At 41.5% G+C, this 19,737-nt stretch carries 17 protein-coding genes; 12 read left to right on the forward strand and 5 right to left on the reverse strand.

Annotated elements, in window-relative coordinates; genetic code table 11:
- The first annotated feature begins 537 nt into the window (after positions 1–537).
- From CS931_RS10980 to CS931_RS11035, 12 genes are all read left to right on the forward strand, one after another.
- Positions 538–3,399 carry a phage tail protein gene (locus CS931_RS10980; RefSeq protein ID WP_099205890.1) on the forward strand — a complete coding sequence of 954 codons (2,862 nt, stop codon included), beginning with the start codon at positions 538–540 and terminating at the stop codon, positions 3,397–3,399.
- On the forward strand, positions 3,396–4,082 hold the full coding sequence (locus CS931_RS10985) for a phage tail family protein (RefSeq protein ID WP_143826250.1): 687 nt from the start codon (positions 3,396–3,398) through the stop codon (positions 4,080–4,082). The genes CS931_RS10980 and CS931_RS10985 overlap by 4 nt, the downstream gene beginning before the upstream one ends.
- Before the next feature lie 8 nt (positions 4,083–4,090).
- On the forward strand, positions 4,091–5,944 hold the full coding sequence (locus CS931_RS10990; protein WP_099205893.1) for a phage tail protein: 1,854 nt from the start codon (positions 4,091–4,093) through the stop codon (positions 5,942–5,944).
- Between the two features lie 11 nt (positions 5,945–5,955).
- Positions 5,956–7,563, forward strand: coding sequence for a phage baseplate protein (locus CS931_RS10995; RefSeq protein WP_099205895.1), 1,608 nt, complete (start codon positions 5,956–5,958; stop codon positions 7,561–7,563).
- Between the two features lie 10 nt (positions 7,564–7,573).
- The gene (locus tag CS931_RS11000; protein WP_099205897.1) at positions 7,574–7,813 is read left to right on the forward strand and encodes a hypothetical protein; all 240 of its coding nucleotides are present in this window, start codon (positions 7,574–7,576) and stop codon (positions 7,811–7,813) included.
- A 1-nt stretch (position 7,814) separates the two neighbouring features.
- On the forward strand, positions 7,815–8,018 hold the full coding sequence (locus tag CS931_RS11005) for a holin (protein ID WP_099205899.1): 204 nt from the start codon (positions 7,815–7,817) through the stop codon (positions 8,016–8,018).
- A 1-nt stretch (position 8,019) separates the two neighbouring features.
- Positions 8,020–8,970, forward strand: a complete 951-nt coding sequence (locus tag CS931_RS13090) for a LysM peptidoglycan-binding domain-containing protein (RefSeq protein WP_099205901.1) — start codon at positions 8,020–8,022, stop codon at positions 8,968–8,970.
- 453 nt (positions 8,971–9,423) lie between these two features.
- Positions 9,424–9,756 carry a DUF3784 domain-containing protein gene (locus CS931_RS11015; protein WP_099205903.1) on the forward strand — a complete coding sequence of 111 codons (333 nt, stop codon included), beginning with the start codon at positions 9,424–9,426 and terminating at the stop codon, positions 9,754–9,756.
- 252 nt (positions 9,757–10,008) lie between these two features.
- Positions 10,009–10,581 (forward strand): TetR/AcrR family transcriptional regulator, encoded by a 573-nt coding sequence (locus tag CS931_RS11020; protein WP_099205905.1) that lies wholly within the window; start codon positions 10,009–10,011, stop codon positions 10,579–10,581.
- 15 nt (positions 10,582–10,596) lie between these two features.
- Complete coding sequence (locus CS931_RS11025; protein ID WP_099205907.1) at positions 10,597–10,806, forward strand: hypothetical protein; 210 nt, start codon at positions 10,597–10,599, stop codon at positions 10,804–10,806.
- A gap of 6 nt (positions 10,807–10,812) precedes the next feature.
- Positions 10,813–11,241 carry a flavodoxin domain-containing protein gene (locus tag CS931_RS11030; protein ID WP_099205909.1) on the forward strand — a complete coding sequence of 143 codons (429 nt, stop codon included), beginning with the start codon at positions 10,813–10,815 and terminating at the stop codon, positions 11,239–11,241.
- A gap of 284 nt (positions 11,242–11,525) precedes the next feature.
- The gene (locus tag CS931_RS11035) at positions 11,526–12,413 is read left to right on the forward strand and encodes an undecaprenyl-diphosphate phosphatase (RefSeq protein WP_099205911.1); all 888 of its coding nucleotides are present in this window, start codon (positions 11,526–11,528) and stop codon (positions 12,411–12,413) included.
- Between the two features lie 249 nt (positions 12,414–12,662).
- Here CS931_RS11035 and CS931_RS11040 read toward each other — a convergent pair whose 3' ends face one another.
- The 5 genes from CS931_RS11040 to CS931_RS11060 all read right to left on the reverse strand — a co-directional run bounded on the left by CS931_RS11040 (position 12,663) and on the right by CS931_RS11060 (position 19,710).
- The gene (locus CS931_RS11040) at positions 12,663–14,357 is read right to left on the reverse strand and encodes a [FeFe] hydrogenase, group A (protein ID WP_099205913.1); all 1,695 of its coding nucleotides are present in this window, start codon (positions 14,355–14,357) and stop codon (positions 12,663–12,665) included.
- Between the two features lie 6 nt (positions 14,358–14,363).
- Positions 14,364–16,241 carry an NADH-quinone oxidoreductase subunit NuoF gene (locus tag CS931_RS11045; RefSeq protein WP_099205915.1) on the reverse strand — a complete coding sequence of 626 codons (1,878 nt, stop codon included), beginning with the start codon at positions 16,239–16,241 and terminating at the stop codon, positions 14,364–14,366.
- Position 16,242: 1 nt separating this feature from the next.
- Entirely contained in the window at positions 16,243–16,719 is a 477-nt protein-coding gene (locus CS931_RS11050; protein WP_099205916.1) for an NADH-quinone oxidoreductase subunit NuoE family protein, read from the reverse strand.
- A gap of 149 nt (positions 16,720–16,868) precedes the next feature.
- Positions 16,869–18,041 (reverse strand): SpoIIE family protein phosphatase, encoded by a 1,173-nt coding sequence (locus tag CS931_RS11055; protein WP_099205918.1) that lies wholly within the window; start codon positions 18,039–18,041, stop codon positions 16,869–16,871.
- Positions 18,034–19,710: a [Fe-Fe] hydrogenase large subunit C-terminal domain-containing protein gene (locus tag CS931_RS11060; RefSeq protein WP_099205920.1), complete on the reverse strand. Its 1,677-nt coding sequence runs from the start codon at positions 19,708–19,710 to the stop codon at positions 18,034–18,036. Before CS931_RS11060 ends, CS931_RS11055 begins: the two co-directional genes overlap by 8 nt.
- Between the last annotated feature and the right edge of the window lie 27 nt (positions 19,711–19,737).

The following is a 19,737-nucleotide window of genomic DNA, read 5'->3' on the forward strand; positions in this document are numbered from 1 at the left end:
TTATGGTAATTTGTAAATTATTGGAGGGTTTTTCAATGGTATGTCCCAAGTGTGGTAGCCAAAATGTTAACATTCAAGTGGTATCATCTGTACACTTAGTCGACAAACACAAAGGGTGTCTGTGGTGGTGCATAGTCGGCTGGTGGTGGGTGCCTATCAAATGGCTAGTGTTTACTGTCCCGGCATTATTCGCTAAGATTTTTATCCCCAAAAAGCAGAGAACTAAAAACAAGGAAAGAAAAGTATGCGTTTGTCAGCAATGCGGTAAGCAATGGAATCTATAAATTTTATCACACTTCTTTTTAGAGGTGTGATTTTTCTTTTAGGAGTGATTATACATTGAAAAAATAAAAATCGAATGCCCTTATTGCGGATATAAAATGCCGGAGCAATACAGCCAAAGTGCTGACTGCTTCGGTGTTTTTATACGCTGCAAAGGGAAAAATTGCAAACAAGAATTTGAAGTGATTATAAAAAAAGGAAATCAAGTCAAGTAGTGCCATTATGAGCCGATGACTTCCCAAGGAGGTGGGTTTATTGGCTGCTGATGGCTCAATTAAAATTGATAGTGCTATAGACGGCAAAGGTTTTTCGGCTGGGCTGGACAAACTGGGCGGTTTGGCGAAAGGCGCAATTGGCGGCATCACAAAAGTAGTCGGCGCAGGCATTGCAGCCGCTGGTGCTGGTGCAATCGCTATTGCATCACAAGCTGTAACAGCCTATGCCGACTATGAACAGCTTGTAGGTGGTATAGAAACCCTATTTGGTACTGGTGGAAAATCGCTAGAAGAATACGCCAACTCTGTCGGAAAAACTGTTGATGAAGCACGTGGTGAATACGATAAACTAATTAAAGGCCAGACCGCTGTACTTGATAATGCAGATAATGCTTACAAGACAGCAGGTTTATCGGCAAACGAGTACATGGAAACCGCCACGTCTTTTTCTGCAAGTTTGCTCCAAAGCTTAGGGGGCGATACTGAAAAAGTAGCAAAAACTACTGATATGGCGATTACCGACATGGCAGATAATGCTAACAAAATGGGCAGTAGTATGGGGTCTATCCAAGATGCCTATAAAGGATTCGCCAAACAAAACTATACTATGCTTGATAACCTAAAGCTTGGTTATGGCGGCACAAAAGGCGAAATGGAGCGCTTACTTGCTGATGCACAGAAGTTTTCCGGGGTAAAATATGATATTAATAACTTGAATGATGTCTATCAAGCTATCCATGTCATTCAGGGAAAACTTGACATTACCGGTACTACTGCAAAAGAGGCCAGTACTACAATTCAAGGCAGCGCTGCCAGCATGAAAGCCTCATGGGCAAATCTGCTTGTCGGCATGGCAGATGATACACAGGATTTTGATTTATTACTTACCAACCTGATTGACAGTGTCGGAACATTTGCTGAAAATCTTATCCCTAGAATTGAGATTGCTTTAGGCGGTATTGTAAAGTTAGTCGGCGGATTAGCTCCTAAAATTGCTGAGATTATTCCACAACTAGCATCTGAATTACTCCCTAAAATTGTTACGATTGGTGTAGATATTATTCAAAGCCTTGTAACAGGCATTCAGCAAAATTCGTCTACGCTTGCCAGTTCAGCAGTTGATATTGTGACTACTCTTTTAAACGGTATCATCTCTATTGTGCCACAAATTTTAGCGGTGGGCGGAACACTAATTTTAGAGTTTGCACAAGGCATCGCAGGGCAACTCCCTGAAATGTCTGCCCAAGCTTTAAACATAATCACCACACTGATAAATGGGTTATCCTCTAATATGCCTACCATTATGAACACGGCAGTTGATATCATCATGGGGCTGGTGCAAGGTATTTCATCTGCCTTACCGGCATTAATTCCTGCAGCAATCCAAGCCATTATGACTTTTGTCACAGGATTGTATTCTAACTATGGTACCTTAATACAAGGAGCCTTACAACTCGTTATGGCTTTGGTACAGGGTATCATCAACGGTTTGCCTTTGCTGTTGCAAGGAGCCGTTCAAGCAGTACAAGCCTTACTTACCGGTATCGTACAGAATTTGCCTGCCATTGTTTCAATGGGTATTCAATTGATTTTTCAACTAGTAGGTGGTCTGCTCTCTGCGCTACCACAAATACTATCTTCCGGTTGGGAGATTATCAAAGCCTTAGCACAAGGTATTTTACAAGCTATTCCAAATATTTTATTTGGCATTATCGACGGCATTAAAAACCTATTCAGTAATTTGTGGGGTTGGCTTACTGGCAGTGCTGGTGATACAAGTAATGATGTAACCAGCAAATTAGAAACTATGTCAAACAACGTTTCGACTAGCACCAATACAATGAGCAGTAACGTCACTTCTAATTTTGGTGCTATGAGCAGCAATGTACAATCAACAAGTACGACAATGAGTGATAATGTCACTCATACGCTAGGAGATATGTCAACTCACGGAATTTGTGCCGCCGGAGATATGTCAAGCGGCGTGGTTAATGCTACACAAAGCATGGCAAATGTTAGTACAAAAAATATTGATACATATGCCGCTCACGGTGCAGACGCACTGAACAATTTGGCATATGCTGGACAGACTTCTTCTGATAAACTTACCTCCTCGGTAACTTCATCAAGCAATAAAGTGGCTAATCTAAGTGTATCTGATTATCAGAAAATGAGTAGTGACGTATCTCGCGCCATGGAAAGTTTACAGCAGTCGGTAAATACATCATTTGGAAAAGTTGAGCGACAACTTAACCAAACACTTACTGCAGTAAAAGATTTTGGAAGTCGTTTTAAATCTGTATTAACCGGTTCTTTTAATGATGCTGTATCTGCGGCTTCCAATGCTGCACAAAATATGGCAAGTGGTATTGTTAGAGGATTACAATCGGCAACCGGGCAAATGTCCAACATCGGCTATAACATGATGTACGGTGTAAACGATGCCATGTGGGATATGTCCGGCACACTTTACAGCACCGCAAGAACAATTGCCAATAACGTGGCCGCCACCATGCGCAGTGCTTTAAAAATTCACTCTCCCTCTCGTGTTATGCAAGAAATATTCCGTTTCTTTATGGCTGGTGGCGAGGTCGGAATGCATGACAAAGAAAAAGATTTGTACAGTGCGGTTGATAATATCGCTGACAATGTATCCAACCGTATGATTCCTGAGTTTAATGTATCTGAATTGATGGCGAAAGCACGAGCAGCGGTAGAAGCAGAACAAAGCCTAACCAATGCGAATTTTGCAGCTAGAGCATATTATGCCACAGTTATGGCTGGAAAACAGCAAGAAACGCAGGAAAGCGCACCGACAGTGGAAACACATATCAATATAGACAGCAGAGAATTTGCAGTGGTAACAACGCCAGCAATTAAAAAGCAAATGGGGTGGGCATGATGAGAGAAGTTATGTATATAGACGGAAAACCTTTGCACGAGTTCAGAGCAAAACTGCTGGACTGGGAGGTGGCCCCCGACCTGGCAAACGTCATATCGAGTGGGAAGAACCTCTTCCCAGCTCTACTAAAATCTGAAGCTGGGCAGAAAAAACTATCTGTTACGCTCAATTATCAGACAGCAGATAGAAAGTGGTTTCCCTCCCCCACTAAGCTAATCGGACAGCTGAATAAAACAGTGAATTTGCAGATGCCGGACGGGTTCATTTACCGTTCGGCATTATCTTCTGTTTCATCTGTAAAATATCCTGCTAAGTGGATTACTGAATTCACGCTTGAATTTAAATGTGTACAGTGTGGGCAATATCAAGAAATCGATATCAAGCAGAATGAACAGCCTATTTATTATGACGGTACTGCTCCTGCACCCTACAAGATTGAATTTACTGCCCCAACCGCCCTGCAGAGTGTTACTGTTCAGGGAATCCAACTCACATCCATTCCGGCGGGGGCGAAAATTGTACTTGACGGGATTGAAAAGAAAATCACCCAAAACGGCGAAAACAAGTTTTTAGAATCCAATCTAATTGATTTCCCTGTTTTTGAATCGTCCGAAGACTCTATCCCAATAACAGTTAGTCCATTCGTGCCGTTAAAAATTAGTTACTACCCTATCTATATATGAGGTGAAATATGTTATCTGTTTTTGATTCCGGTCAGAAATATCCGATTGTCGGGTACTCTGACTTTTTTATTACCCACCTTGACGGCGGCGAAGATACTTTAAGTTTTACCGCCCCCGTTGACGGTGAAATTTACGCACACTTATCCGAAGAAAACATCGTGGAATATGGCGACAATCAATACCGCATTAAGTCCATTGATGCACCAAGTAGTTATGCAAATATAGAATGTTTAATTGATCTTGATTTTCTGAAATCTACTCTCCATAAAGCCTATGATTCAGGCAGCCTTACCATAGTAGAGCTGCTTACTTCGCTGCTCCCCTCTGGTTGGACGGTACAAGGCTATCTGCCCGCCATTAGGCGTACTATCCAAATGGAAAATGCAACTCCCTATGATATTTTAAATCGAGCCAAATCAACCTTCAGCGTAGTTTATGAATGGCATACAAAATCTAAAATGCTCACGGTTATTAATCCAAATGTGACCGAGCCTTCCGGTGAATATCTCACTGATGAACTTAATTTACGCAAGATTGCTTTTAAGGGAAAGTCTACTGATCTAATCACACGGCTATATCCTTACGGCAAGGACGGACTTAGCATTGCTGCCGTAAATGGTGGCAAGGAGTATATCGACAATCATCAGTATACTGGTGACATTATTTGTGGAGTTTGGAAGGATGAGCGATACACGGATACTTTGAGTCTGAAAACTGATGCCGAAATTATGCTGAATCAGTTATCTGCGCCCGAACGTTCTTATGATTGTGATGTTATTGATCTTGCCAAGCTGGACAGTCGATACAGTGATTTTGCTTTTTCCATGTATAAGGTCGTGACGTTGATTGACAGGACACGTCATACAAGAATGAATCACAAAATACTAGAGTACAAAGAATACCCCGATGAACCGCAGAAAAATGTGCTGACACTAGCCAGCGTGGTTAAAGATATTAAAAAGCAGCTTGACAGTGCGTTGTCTGTTGTACAGGACGAAATTAAGCAGGAGTCCTACAGCCGAGAACAAGCTATCGCAAACCTTACCGATATTGTTATCAACGGTTCGGGACTTTACAGCACGGACGTTGTTCAGCCCAATGGGTCGGTAATACGATATGCCCACAATAAACAGTTGTTGTCTGAATCACAGATCATATGGAAATTTACGACTGAAGCATGGGCGGTTAGTACAGATGGAGGCAAGACTTATCCAACCGGATTTACCATGAACGGTGATATGGTGGCGAGAATGCTATCTGTTGTGGGACTGGATGCTCAAGTGGTGCGCACAGGCATACTGAAAGCCGTTAATGGCAAATCCGAAATCAATCTGGACACAGGTCTTGCGAAAATCTACGGTATATTGACGACAGCCAGTAGTAATGGAGTTTACACTGCAGATACTTCCGGTGGCGGCATATGGATAAAAAAAGACGGTCAAAATGTGGGGTGGCTAGCTGGAACAAATCATCCAACAGACGGATATATTACATGGCTGAAAACACAGAGAATCGATGCAACCTCTCTCGACGTTAGAAGTATATGGATTCCGAGGACAAACGGAACAACATATCCATTTGTTTTAACCGAGGACGAAGGGGCGGCTATTTGGAATACAAAATCAATAGTCGGCGTTGACAATGGAATTAATATATCAAAAATCCAGTCTTTTATTGGCACAGATATCGGGGCTGATTTAGCCAAGGTAAAATCTGTGTCAGGAGGCACGAACGGAATGGATTTCCACGCAATAAAAAATATCTATTTGAAATACGGCAATGGCGGCGGCGGTGAAGTCCAATGGAAACAAGTAAATTTAGCTGCTGGTGGCACAACATGGGCATTATGCCTAGTTAACTGAAGGAGGCTCATATGGTCTTAAAACAAATCAAACTACAAGCGTGGAGTGACAATAACGATGTCGCTCCTATTGTCATCAACCAAAACGACGTCATGTCACGCACGGTCGATATAACACTAGTAGACAACAATAGCCAGCCTGTCAATCTAACAGGCAAAACCGTGAGAGTACATTTTGCCAAACCCGACAAAACAATCGTCTATATTGATGCAGTTATTATTAATGCTACATCGGGCGCAATCAGCGTTACCCTCACCTCTCAATGCACAGCAGCTAACGGCATTGTGAGAGCGACTGTACAAGTAGTTGCTGATAACATTGACACCGAGGCAACTCTCTATTTTACAGGATTACAATTTAGAGTGCTTTGCAACAATGTTGAGAGTAGCATAGAGAGCAGCAATGAGTTTGCGGTACTACTGCAAAAGATAGGTGAGGTTACTCAATTAACCAGAGACCTAGCCGACGGCGCAGGAATCCCAGCCGTATCGGACAAAGCGCAGACTATCAATTGGACAACCGGCGCAAACCGCATCCAATCCGTCACGGCTTTTGGATACGAAAAGCAGCTAGGCACGGGAGAGCCGTCACCTGATAACGTGAGACCGATTGAGACTAACAGCGGCAAAATCACGGTAAACGGTGTGGTTACACAGCCTACCTTACAATCTTCACTGTGCGAGGGAGATACGCTTGAAACCAACGTGCTAGTCGGCGGTGTACCAAAAAGCAGAGAAAAACACGTGCGGAAAAAATTGGTGCTGAACGGGTCTGAAAACTGGGTGACAGCGGATACTTTTGATAGCCGCAGATGTGTATCGTTAAGTAATACTGGGATAAAACCCTTAGCTAGTGGGCAGGTCGCTAATATTGTATGTGACAAATACGCAGCTAAAAAACGTGATGATACCTATACTTGCGCGCAAGGGATATCCACGAATATATTTGGTCATTTGGTTATCTATGATGCTAATTATAACACAAATGACATTAATCTCTGGAAAGCCCATCTTGCCGCCAATCCGGTTACTCTGGTCTATGACCTAGCAGCCCCGACAGAATATTTAGGCGAGCCGATTGACATCTCCAACCCTGCTGGAGATATCTCCATCAGCGGCGAGGGTGATATACAGGTTAGCTTTGTGCCAGTTACACGTGCGGACGGGCTTAAAAAGCCTGTTAAAATTGCAGGAGTGGATTTTGACGGTACGCAGGATATTACTGTACAACAATTAATGACTAATATCCTCCCGGTGGGGTATATCACCGAGTTTTATACGACTGAAAACCCCGGTATATTTTGGGGTGGTACATGGGTCACATTTGGCGCAGGTCAGACCGTTGTTGGTGTTAATCCTAATGATACCGATTTTAATGCAGCTGGAAAAACAGGCGGCGAAAAAAACCACTTGCTAACGTCCACCGAAATGCCATCGCATAATCACAGTGTACCGAATTTTAACGACAGTGCCGCTGAAATAGCTGACAATTACGTAGTCAATCAAAACGGAAAAAAAGGTTATTACGGGAACATAAAGACAACGAGTGTCGGCAACAACTCACCGCACAACAACATGCCACCTTACATTACAGCCTATAGATGGCGTAAGACGGCTTAGGAGGGATAATTTGGACAGCAATATTATAGTAGCGGTTGTATCATGCTTGGGTACAGTGTTAGGCTCTGCGATTGGCGTAATAGCAGGAGCGAGACTAACTAACTATCGTATCGAGCAGTTAGAAAAAAAGGTAGATAAACACAATACGGTAATTGAACGCACTTTTAGGCTTGAGCAAAATCAAGCTGTAATGGCCGAACAGATGAAAGTGGCAAATCACCGAATTGGTGACTTAGAAAAGGAGAATTAACATGAATAAAAAATGGTTAAAAGCAGCAGGAATCAGAGCCGTAAAAACAGTAGCGCAGACAGCAGTAGCCACAATTGGCACCGCTATTGCTATGGGCGAGGTTAATTGGCCGCTAGTAGCAAGTGCATCAGCATTGGCAGGAGTATTGTCGGTGTTGACATCGGTAGCAGGACTGCCGGAAATTAAAGAAAGCGAGGAAAAATAATATGAGTAAAAAATTCGGTGTTGATATTTCTTATGCAAATGGGAATGTGGATTTCAATGCTTTGAAATCTGCAGGAGTGGAATTTGTCATTCTACGGTGTGGCTTTGGCAATGATATGGCGCATCAAGATGATGCCCAGTATTTCGCTAATTTAAAAAAGTGTGAAGAACACAGAATGCCATACGGTGTTTATTTGTATTCCTACGCTACAAATACGGACATGGCTAAAAGTGAAGCGGCTCACGCTTTGCGGCTTTTAAAGAACAGTAATCCTGTTTATGGTGTATGGTATGATGTTGAGGATAAAACCCAAGCCAATTCAGATTTGGTTTCTATCTGCGAAACATTCTGTGATACGGTCAAAGAGGCAGGGTACTATGTTGGTATTTACTCATTCTTGGCTTGGTTCAAAAATCAATTATCCAGCAATCGCTTGGACAAATATCCGAAATGGGTAGCCCAATGGAACAATACGCTAACTTACGGCAAAGACTGTGACATTTGGCAGTTTACAGATGCCTATCAAATCGGAGGCAAGGGCTTTGACGGCAACTATTCCTACAAGGAGTTTGCTACTAAAACACCTATTGCACCAACACCGTCCGCACCCGTGGTTACACCGCCAGCACCCGCACCACAACCAGCTAGCAATACTTACACCGTCCAATCGGGTGATACACTCAGCGGAATTGCTTCACGGTACGGCACAACGTATCAAAACCTTGCCAATCTCAACGGCATAGCAAATCCGAATCTTATTTATCCCGGTCAGGTTTTGAAAGTCTCAGGAAGTGTTGCTTCTGCACCCACCGCACAAACCTATGTGGTGAAATCAGGCGATACGCTCAGTGGCATTGCCAGCAAGTATGGTACAACCTATCAAGCCGTTGCCGCTAAAAATGGTATCAGCAATCCTAATTTGATTTATCCCGGTCAGGTGCTTAAAATTTAATCAAACATAGAGTAATCCCTGCCGCCTTGATTGGTGACAGGGATTTTTTGGTTTATGGAAATCGCCCGAAACCATCCACGATTCACCCACGATAAATGTAAAATCGTCTATTTTATTAGTAAATAGAATTAAAATTACATGCAGAAGAATCCAGTGTTTAAGCCGTTTTTTCTATGATTTTAAGTTTCAATAAATAGCAATAAAAGGAGGTTTCCGTTCTCGCCATCTCCACCAAATAACTCCACAGCCTAGCTTTTATGCGGTCTGTGGAGTTTTATTTTTTCTTTGTACACATTTTCTTCTATATATTTCAAACTCTAATCTCTCTTTTTCCTCGCAATCTCTTTTCCCGCATAAAACCATGTTTAGAATTTACACTTATACATGACTTTATTCTGTTTTTGTGATACCCTATAGAGAGAAACTCAATTATAGCGTAGGAGGTTTATTTTAATGAACATTGGTCTAATTATTTGTCTTCTAATGGCTGGAGCATTTTTGATGTTGGCTGCTATTTTTGCATTATTGAAAGAACGAGCAGCTACATTAATCAGTGGATTTAATTCTTTGTCTCTACAAGAACAAAAACAGTATGACCGTTTAAAAATGAGTAATAACATGAGAAATTCTTTTTTAGTTTGGTTTATACTATTTATTGCAGGTGCTATTCTGAGTTACTTCGTATCTCCATACGCTGCTGCCGGCTCATTTTTAATTTGGCTGTTCTTGGTTTTCAAAGAGATTCACCTTGATGCAGAAAAAGCATTTGAGAGATATAAATTATAGCAAAATATTGATAATCTTTTTTTAAGATTCCTTTGACTAGCCGCTTAAACATTTCGTTTAAGCGGTTTTTATTTTGTCTATACATGATTTATTCATTATCCCTAATGCTGATAATTTAAATGAAAATAATCGCATATTTATTTCCTTATTCTCTCCCTTTAAATATTTTTATTTTACGAAATCATTTGACATGAATTGATTTATTTGCTAAATTGAACATGTTCAATAATGATTCAACTGGAGACGTTATTTATGACCCCTAAAGAACAATCTACACAACTGCTAATTATAGGCGTAACTAAAACTTTGATTACTGAAACAGACGACATAGAAAAAATAACTGTACGCCAAATCGCAAAACAAGCGAATGTTGGCATTGGTTTAATCAATTATCATTTTAAAAGTAAGGATAATTTATTAAGTCTTGCTATTGGCGATACCATGTCTGACATCATTTCAAATTTTTCTCAACTAACAAAAGAAGGAAGCTTCAATCCTATAGAGACTCTTAAGGCCATGTTAAAAGAACTCTATTCCCTTTCCGATAAAAAAGAAAAGATCATGCATTTCATTCTATCCCGCGATATCATGAATGGCAATATGCGAACTCCCTCTTATTTACTTCCGCTACTAAAACAGATTTTTGGAGACAAAAAAAATGATACCGAATTGAAAGTAATTGCTTTGCAAATCCTTTATCCCATTCAAGTCACAGGTCTTAACCACGATTCTTTTTATAGCTATAGCGGTATTGACCTCGCTGACAAAAACCAGCGAACCATTTTTATAGACACGCTTATCAACAATTTAATAGATAACTCATAAGAGGAGGTTTTAACAATGAAAACAGCAACTATCATTAGCGCTATTATCACCGTACTACTTCTGCTATCTACTATGGTTTGTGGTCTATGGATAAGAGCAAACCAAATAAGTGACCTTAGTTCTTTAGACTTCCATATGTACACAGGGATATCTGCCGTTTTATTTTCTATCCTTACCTTATGCTTAGGCCTTGTCACTCTTTCTCAAACAAAAAAGAAAGGATAATCTTTTATGAAAACATTAATTGTATATGCCACAAAATCGGGTGCAACCCGAGAATGTGCAGAATTAATTTCCACTAAAATTAAAGATTGCACTCTATGTGATATAGCAAAACAGATACCGGCTATAAAAAACTATGATATTGTCATTTTAGGTTCAGGTGTGAGAATGGGAAAAATATATAAACCTTTAAAAAACTTTATTGAACAAAATATGGATACACTTCTCACCAAAAAAACTGTCTTTTTCTTCTGCAACTCTTATCCGAATACATTCCAAAAAATCATTGAAAAAAACATGCCAGAACAGTTGCTTAACAACACTCTCTATCTCGATTCTTTGGGCGGTATTCCCCCCTTTACTTCCCCTAAAAACAAAGATTGGGTTTTATATGATCATCTGAATCAACTTGTGCAATCTGTGAACGCCAAAGAATAACCAGAATTTATTTCTACTAGCTATTCTAGTTTGTCATCTTGCTGGAGCGGTGCTGAAAGTTTTTAAACTTGAATACGTCTTTACACCACTAAAAAATTAGTTCTCTGCAAAATAGTACCCTCAAATCAACGGTCGCTTTGTTTCAAATCTACCTATATACAACCAAAACCTTACATTTATATAAAGACTTACTCGTTCATCTTGGCAGATTAGTATGGAAGTGGTATGATTTAAAAACATGCAAATTTTGTAATGTTTGCTTTTCAAAAAGGAGACCTTGGAAAATGGAACTAAATTTGATAGAGATTTTAAAAGTAATTTTTTTGGGAATCGTTGAAGGAATTACCGAGTGGTTACCCATCAGCAGTACTGGTCATATGCTACTTGTCGATCAGTTTTTACAACTGAATACCAGTGATGCCTTCAAAGAAATGTTTTTTGTTGTGATTCAGCTGGGTGCAATTTTAGCGGTCGTCGTTATATTCTGGCGCAAAATGCTTCCTCTTCAGCTTGAAAATCGGCACAAGCAGATAGTCAAAAAAGAAACAGATTCTGTGTGGGTTAATGTCACTGTTAACAAACCTCTGCTTAAAAAAGAAACTCTTTCTATCTGGCTCAAAGTGGTTATTGCCTGTATCCCCGGAGCCATTGTAACCATTTTATTTGACGATTTTATTGATGCTCACCTACGCACTCCTGTGGTAATCGCCGCCGCACTCATTGTTTATGGTATAGCCTTTATACTGGTTGAAACTTGGAACAAGAAACGGACACCTCGTATTAATAAGCTCTCTGATATTACTTATCAAACAGCTTTACTAATTGGTCTATTTCAAGTGCTTTCCATCATCCCTGGCACTTCTCGTTCGGGCGCAACCATTATTGGCGCTCTTCTCATTGGCGTGTCTCGTGTAGCTGCCGCAGAATTTACGTTTTTCTTGGCTGTCCCCGTTATGTTTGGCCTAAGTGCTATTAAAATCTTAAAATTTGGTCTTGCTTTTACAAGTACAGAACTGTTAATATTAGTCATCGGCATGGCAGTTGCCTTTGTTGTATCGATTCTGGTAATAAAATTCCTAATGAATTTTATTAAGAAACATGATTTTAAAGCCTTTGGCTGGTACCGTATTGTGCTTGGCATTATTGTCTTGCTCTACTTTGCCATTGCTTAAAATCGCATTTTAACAACTAGTTTACGTAATTTTTCTTCTAGTCTGCCAGTAAAAATAATTAGAAAGCAGGGCATTCACTTGTCCTCTTTTCTTTTTTTAGTAGTCAGTTTTGTCTTTTCCTACTCTAATAATACTTTCTAAATGCGACAATCCCCTATCGGTTTGGTTGAGAACCGAAAGGGGATTGTCGCTATATATAGCATGGCAAATTATAAGTTGTAAGCTGTTTCATGTTCTGCTTTGCGCAGATTAGTGTTTGCCGCTTTTGAGATAGTCCACATGCAAGAGTTCATGAACTTTTCCTTTGAGCAGACCGTCATAAAGTGAGGTCATCAGCGGGTTTTCTTCTGAGCGGTTGATATTGCACTGTTTGTCGGCACGATAAAGACCTTTTCCTCGACTTGCTCTGAGTGCAGAATCCACATATGGTTGACCGGCACCACTAACGCAGCCACCGGGGCAAGCCATAACTTCTACAAAGTCATAGTGCTCACCATTTTTTATACTTTCAATTAAGTTATTCGCATTTTTCAGTCCGCTGACAATGGCTATTTTCAGAACTTTGTCACCATAAGGGATTTGCGTTTCTTTTACGCCCTCCATACCACGAACACCTTGATAGGCAATGGATATCAAACCTGTTTTCGATTTATCGGCGGCCAATCGGCGTAGAACCGCTTCGGTTACACCACCGCTGACACCAAAAATCACACCGGCTCCTGACATCATGCCAAAAGGCATATCCACGGCTTCTGGCTCAAAGTCAGAGAAAATGATTCCTGATTCTTTCACCATACGAATCATTTCTTGTGTCGTGATAACAGCATCTACATTAGGCATATCTTCTATTTTAAATTCTTCACGGGCAGCCTCATATTTTTTAGCCGTGCAAGGCATAACAGCCACGTGAAACATTTTTTTATCAGAATCTTTCGCATGCTCTTTGATAACAGCAGCAAACATTTCCATCGGAGAACGGCAGGTAGAAACATGAGGAAGCAATTCGGGGTGATGTTTTTCACAAAATTGCACCCATGCCGGACAGCATGAAGTGAAAAGAGGAAATTCCTGTTCCGTATCCAATCGTCTCAAAAATTCTGCAGATTCCTCCAAAACCGTCATATCCGCTCCGGTTGAAGTATCATAAATATCATCAAAGCCCATATGGCGCAAAACCGCTACAATTTTGCCCATTGCATTTTCGCCGTCATCCACACCCAGTTCTTTTCCAAGCGCAACACGCACAGCAGGAGCAATTTGAACGGATACTCGTGTGTTTTTATCGTCAAGCGCTTTCCAAACTTTTTTGGAATCATCTTTGACTACAATCGCACCCGTGGGGCAAACTGCCGCACATTGTCCGCAGCCAACACAAGGAGAATTGGCAATCGGTCTATCAAAAGCGGTGCTGATGGTCATCTTTGAACCACGGCGGGCAAAATCAATGGCACCGACATCTTGAATCTCATTGCAAACACGCACACAGTCACCACAAAGAATGCACTTATTGGTATCACGTGTAATGCAAAGAGAAGAATCGTCTAGCTTAGGTTCGGTTTTGCCATTTGGGAAACGAACTCCCTGAATATTAAAACGCATCGCTAAATCTTGCAGTTTACACTTTCCGTTATTGCTGCAGGTCGTGCAGTCACGGCAATGATTGGCTAGCAGAAGTTCCAAGATGTTTTTACGGTATTTGCGAAGCTTAGCTGTATTGGTTTGAATTACTGCACCCGCTTTAGGGGGCGTGGAACAAGCAGCATCTAAACCGCCCCATTCATTTTCGACCATACACATACGGCAAGCGCCATAAACAGAAAGTTCGGTATGATAGCAGAATGTCGGCATCTTGATGCCCACTTTACGAATCAGTTCCAATAGGTTCTTCTCTTCACCTATTTCCACCGGTGTGCCATCAATTGTCATAAATTGTTTTGTATTCATAACCCATTAACCCTCCTGTATCGCGTGGAACGGGCAAGTCGAAATACATGCGCCGCACTTAATGCATTTTTCTTGATCAATGACAAACGGTTCTTTAATTTTCCCGCTGATTGCGCTAACCGGACAAGCTCTTGAGCATTTGGAACAGCCCTTGCACTGGTCAGCAATAATCACAATGGATTTTAATTTTTGGCAAGTACCCGACGGGCAGCGTTTGGCATAGATATGAGCTTCATATTCATCACGGAAATTTTCAATGGTGCTGACAACAGGGAAAGCTGCTGTTTTACCGAGTCCGCAGAGTGCTGTAGCAGAAATGGTGTCGGCAAGCTCTAACAAGAGTTCAATGTCGCCGTCTTGACCATTCCCCTCAACAATTCTCTCCAGAATTTCAAGCATTCTTTTGGTACCCTCACGGCAAGGCACACATTTCCCGCAGGATTCATTCTGTGTAAAACTCATGAAAAATCTGGCGACTTCTACCATACAGGTTTTATCGTCCATGACCACAAGTCCGCCTGAACCAATCATGGCTCCCGCTTTTTTGAGCGAGTCGAAATCAAGGGGCAAATCAAGGTGCTTTTGTGTCAAACAGCCGCCGGACGGCCCACCGATTTGCACAGCTTTAAACTCACCGCCGTCACGCATACCGCCGCCGATGTCAAAGATAATTTCTCTGAGTGTTGTACCCATAGGCACTTCAATCAGGCCCGTATTTTCAATGTTACCTGTCAGTGCAAATGCTTTTGTACCAGGGCTATTTTCGGGTCCAATACTCTTATACCACTTTTGCCCGTTCGTAATGATGAGTGGCACGTTTGCAAAGGTTTCTACGTTATTGAGTACAGTAGGCTTGTCAAATAAGCCCTGTTCCACCGTTCTAGGCGGTTTTACACGGGGCATACCCCTTTTACCCTCAATAGAAGCTGTTAAAGCGCTACCTTCACCACAGACAAAAGCACCTGCTCCACGATTGATATGCAGATGAAAGCTAAAATTGCTGCCTAAAATATTGTCGCCCAAAAGACCGTATTCCATTGCTTGCGCAATAGCGGTTTTCAATCGGCTGACGGCCATCGGATATTCAGCACGAACGTAGATATACCCCTCTTTTGAACCGCAAGCCAGAGCAGCAATCATCATGCCCTCAAGCAATCTATGCGGGTCGCCTTCCATGATACTTCTGTCCATGAAAGCACCGGGATCACCCTCGTCACCATTGCAGACAATGTATTTTTCTTCTGTTTGCTGACTTTTAACCTGTTTCCATTTGCGGCCAGCAGGGAAACCACCGCCGCCTCGTCCACGAAGGTTAGAGTCCGAAATTTCAGCAATAATATCATCAGCTGACATATCAAACAATGCTTTTTCAAACGCTTGATAACCACCGATTCCAAAATATTCTTTAATTGAAGTCGCATCAATGTGACCGCAATGCTCCAGTACCAAGCGAGTTTGCTTCTGATAAAAAGGAATTTCATCTTGTTTTTTGCTCACAGTGCCGCCCTTTTGGTAAGCAAGGCGTTCGATGTGCTCGCCTTTGGCAATGGTCTTTTCAATGATATCTTCGCAATCTTCCAGTTTCACTTTAGTATAGAGCCAGCCTTGCGGTTCTACACGCAAAAGGGGGCCCATTTCACAAAAACCATGACAGCCGCTCTTTTTCATGCCGACAGTTTGCTCATGTGGTTCTTCTTCCAATTCAACCGCACAATCAATGTTTTGTTCTTTCATTAAGGCAATCAATCGGTCGTAAATTTCAAGGGAACCACTTGAGATACAGCCTGTTCCGGCACAAACAAGAATTTTTTTCTTTTCAGCTGTGAGAGATTGCTCATATTTACCACGCAGTTCTCTCAGTTCTTCTCTGGTTGTCAGCGGCATATTACAGTTCTCCTTTCAATTGGTTTACCAGTTCTGTCGCTTTATCAGGCGTCATAGCAGGATAAACCTTGTCGTTGACCGTAATAACCGGAGCAAGCCCGCAGGCACCCAGACAAGATACGGTTTCTACCGTAAAATTGAGATCATCGGTCGTAGATTTGCTGGCAGAAAGAGTTAAATCTTTGCGAAGTCTTTCCAAAATCGGAATAGATTTTCTAACGTGGCAAGCCGTTCCGTCACAAACTTTAATAACAAATTTGCCCTTTGGCTCTAAAGAAAAGTTTTCATAAAAAGTTGCCACACTATAAATTTTAGCTTCACTAATTCCTATCTTTTTGGAAAGGTACGGAAAGATTTCTTTTGGCAAATAGCGAAAATGCTCTTGAATGCTTTGCAATACGGCAATCAAATTTCTTTCCCTGTTCCCAATCTCTTCTAAAATACTGTCAACTACTGCGTAAAGAGATGCTTGGCTCATATTTTCATTTCCTCCATGGTTAAAGTTTGGTCTGTCAAATTAAAACAATTGGGGGAAGACTTACTTCTTTCCGTTACATGGTCGTCAGTAAATCTTTTGCTGATTTTGATTCTATCTCCCATCCACCTTCTAAGCTTATCAGGCAAGCCTTAGAAATAACTTACCCTGATTTTCTTGCCCATCTGCTTTAGGCATTCGGCAAGCTCATCGATAAGCTTCATCTTTATATTGAACCCAATGGGTAAATTGGGATTCTGATGCGCTGGATTAACGGCTTTTCCTACAAAAAAATTGATGTCGGTGGCTTCTTCAAATAGCATCCTTGCAATGCGTGAAGCTCCGTCTTGGTTACGACCCCATTCATGATAACGTTTGTTTTCCTGCAAATAGTCTTTGGCGTATTCCAGCACGCGATTGACTGTAATGATGCCCTCTGTCACTAAATCAGCACCTTCTATCGCGGCCATGGGCGGAATATCAGACTCGAGACCCGTTAGATCTCCCACTAAAAGTGGTTTTTGCAGATATTCAGCCGCCAGCGCCGAAGTGGTTCCACCGCAAACAATATGTTGCCCTTGTCTAGCAAAAAACAGGGACATCATCTTACTGACATCCTGCGGGTCTGCCGGAGGACCAATCAGCAAATTCATCGGTTTGCGTTCTCTAATCTTTAATGCGCACACTGTTGTATCATCGCCAGGTTCCTCTGCATAGAGAACACGGCACTGTTCAATCAAAATCGAACTAAGTGTTTTGGCCGTATATTCTTCTCGATAGACAGCCTCCATAAATTGAATGATATCTTTTCTCAGCCACCCAAAGTTTAGGTCACGTCCCACACCGGCATGTACAGCGCCGTCGCTAATCATGAGAAAGGTATCGTCCTCTTGCAGCCTAATTTTTGATTTATAGATGGTCTTTCCGTCAATTTCTTCGGATGTTTTGCTGTAATCGTAGTTTTTGCCTTCTCTCAGCAAAATAACGTGCGGATTGTCATACTGAATGATTTCAATCTCTTCATTCTCCACGACCCGTAAGATGGTGAAGGTTGAATAGGCAATTTCACGCACTTTGCAGATTGGCAGCGTAGCCGCAATAGCAGACACACATTCTTCTACGCTCAAATCATTTGCCATCATCGTCGAAATAATTTTAGCCGTGAGTGTGGATAAGATATTTGCCTTGACACCGCTGCCCAAGCCATCTGCCAGTACAATCACTGTCATGTCGTCTTTGAGGACGGTTTCAATATGATCTCCGCAAAGCTGTTCACCAAACTTGTTTAGGCTGACATAGCCGACATCGGCGCAAAGGTTATTCATCACGCAAAGACTCCTTTAGCTTGGTCAGAGCCACCTTGGTTTCAGCTGTTGTTTCACCCAACAAAGAAGCAATCTCTTGCACGGCCAACATCTGCTTGACGATAACATTGTCGGTAATTTCCATCGTCTTTTTGCGTATTTTTTCTTTCTTCTCTCGTTCAATCGTTTCTTCTGTCACATCACGCATAATACAAATCAAAATACGGAAATTCCTGTCATAGATAACTGTTTGCTCGGCATATTTTTGATAATCTGCCAAATAAACTTGCTTGTCATAGACATTTTCTTGCTGCTCATAGGCATTGATAAATGGTGTGGGATCTAAAAGGCGTACTACGTGTTCACCCAGCACATTTGCTCTATCCCCTACTTTCAAAAACAAGCAAGCTGCATCATTAATTTGCTGTATTTCAAGCTCTTCACTCAACACTAAAATGGCATTCGGTGTATTTTGAATGATATTGTCTGAAAACGATTCGGCCTTTTCTTTCAAAAAGGGCAAACACATGTTGATGTTGGCCTTGCCTTGTAAGACAGCTCTTGCCTTATCTCGACAGGTATTATAGCCACAGCTGCCGCAGTTGAGCTCATCTTCGGGTTTGGTTTTTCCAATTTTACGAAGAATTTCTTCAATCGCAGCTTCTCCGGGCATCATCTGCCGAACTGCCAAGTCCTTATATTCTCTGGTGAGAACGGTTTCATTGTAATCAGATATTTCAAAATCATCTTCTCTGGCATATCGACTAACTTCTATAAAGTCTTTTACCGGAGAGTGATGGCCTTTGTCCATGGCAGGCCCTCCGATACAACTTCCTGAACAGGCTGACATCTCGATAAAACAGTTTTCAAGCCGTTCATGAAGAATATCGTCAATTGCTTGCATGCAGTTCTCTAAGCCATCAATAGCAATGTAATCATATTCGGGGCTTTTTTCATTCATTGTTTTTAAAATCCCACCCGCTGTAGGGAAAAATCTGGCTCTTCCCTTTTCAGATAAATCTGAAAGCGATTCAAAAACAATATTTTCTTCTGCCAGCCAAGTAGTCAGTTCTTCAAAAGTCAAAACGCAATCGGTATGATGACCCTCTATTTCTGCCTCTGCCTTTTTAGACAGACACGGTCCGATAAATACGGTCTTTGCCTCTGGTATTCTCCTCTTGATGTCCATAGCATGAGCATCCATCGGCGTGATTACTTTGGCGAGATACGGCAACGCATCAGGATAGTATTTTTCAATCAATAGGTTCACAGTATGGCAGCAAGAAGAAATAATCACTTTATTTTCTCCAGACTTTGTCAATGTCTCATACTGCCTTTTGACAATGGTCGCCCCAATGGCTGTTTCTTCTGCGCCTGCAAAGCCCAGTTGCTTGAGTGCCTTTTCCATGGCAGGGCGTGTTACACCGCTATAGTTTGCAACAAAAGAAGGTGCTAAGCTAACATAAACCGGTGCCCCGCTTCGAATAAAAGCTTTTGCTTTTTCGACATCATTGCGGATTTCTTTTGCATTTTGAGGACAGTTTCGAAAGCAGTTTCCACACAAAATGCAGCTTTCAGCAATAATATTAGCTTGGTCGTCAGAAAAACGAATCGATTTGACAGGGCAAACCCGAATACAACGATAGCAATTTTTGCAGTTTGATTTTTTAAATTGCAAATGTTCTGGCACTGATTCTCACTCCTCTTCTTATTTTTG

The organism is Scatolibacter rhodanostii (assembly GCF_900197595.1).
Taxonomy (GTDB): Bacteria; Bacillota; Clostridia; order Oscillospirales; family Acutalibacteraceae; genus Scatolibacter; species Scatolibacter rhodanostii.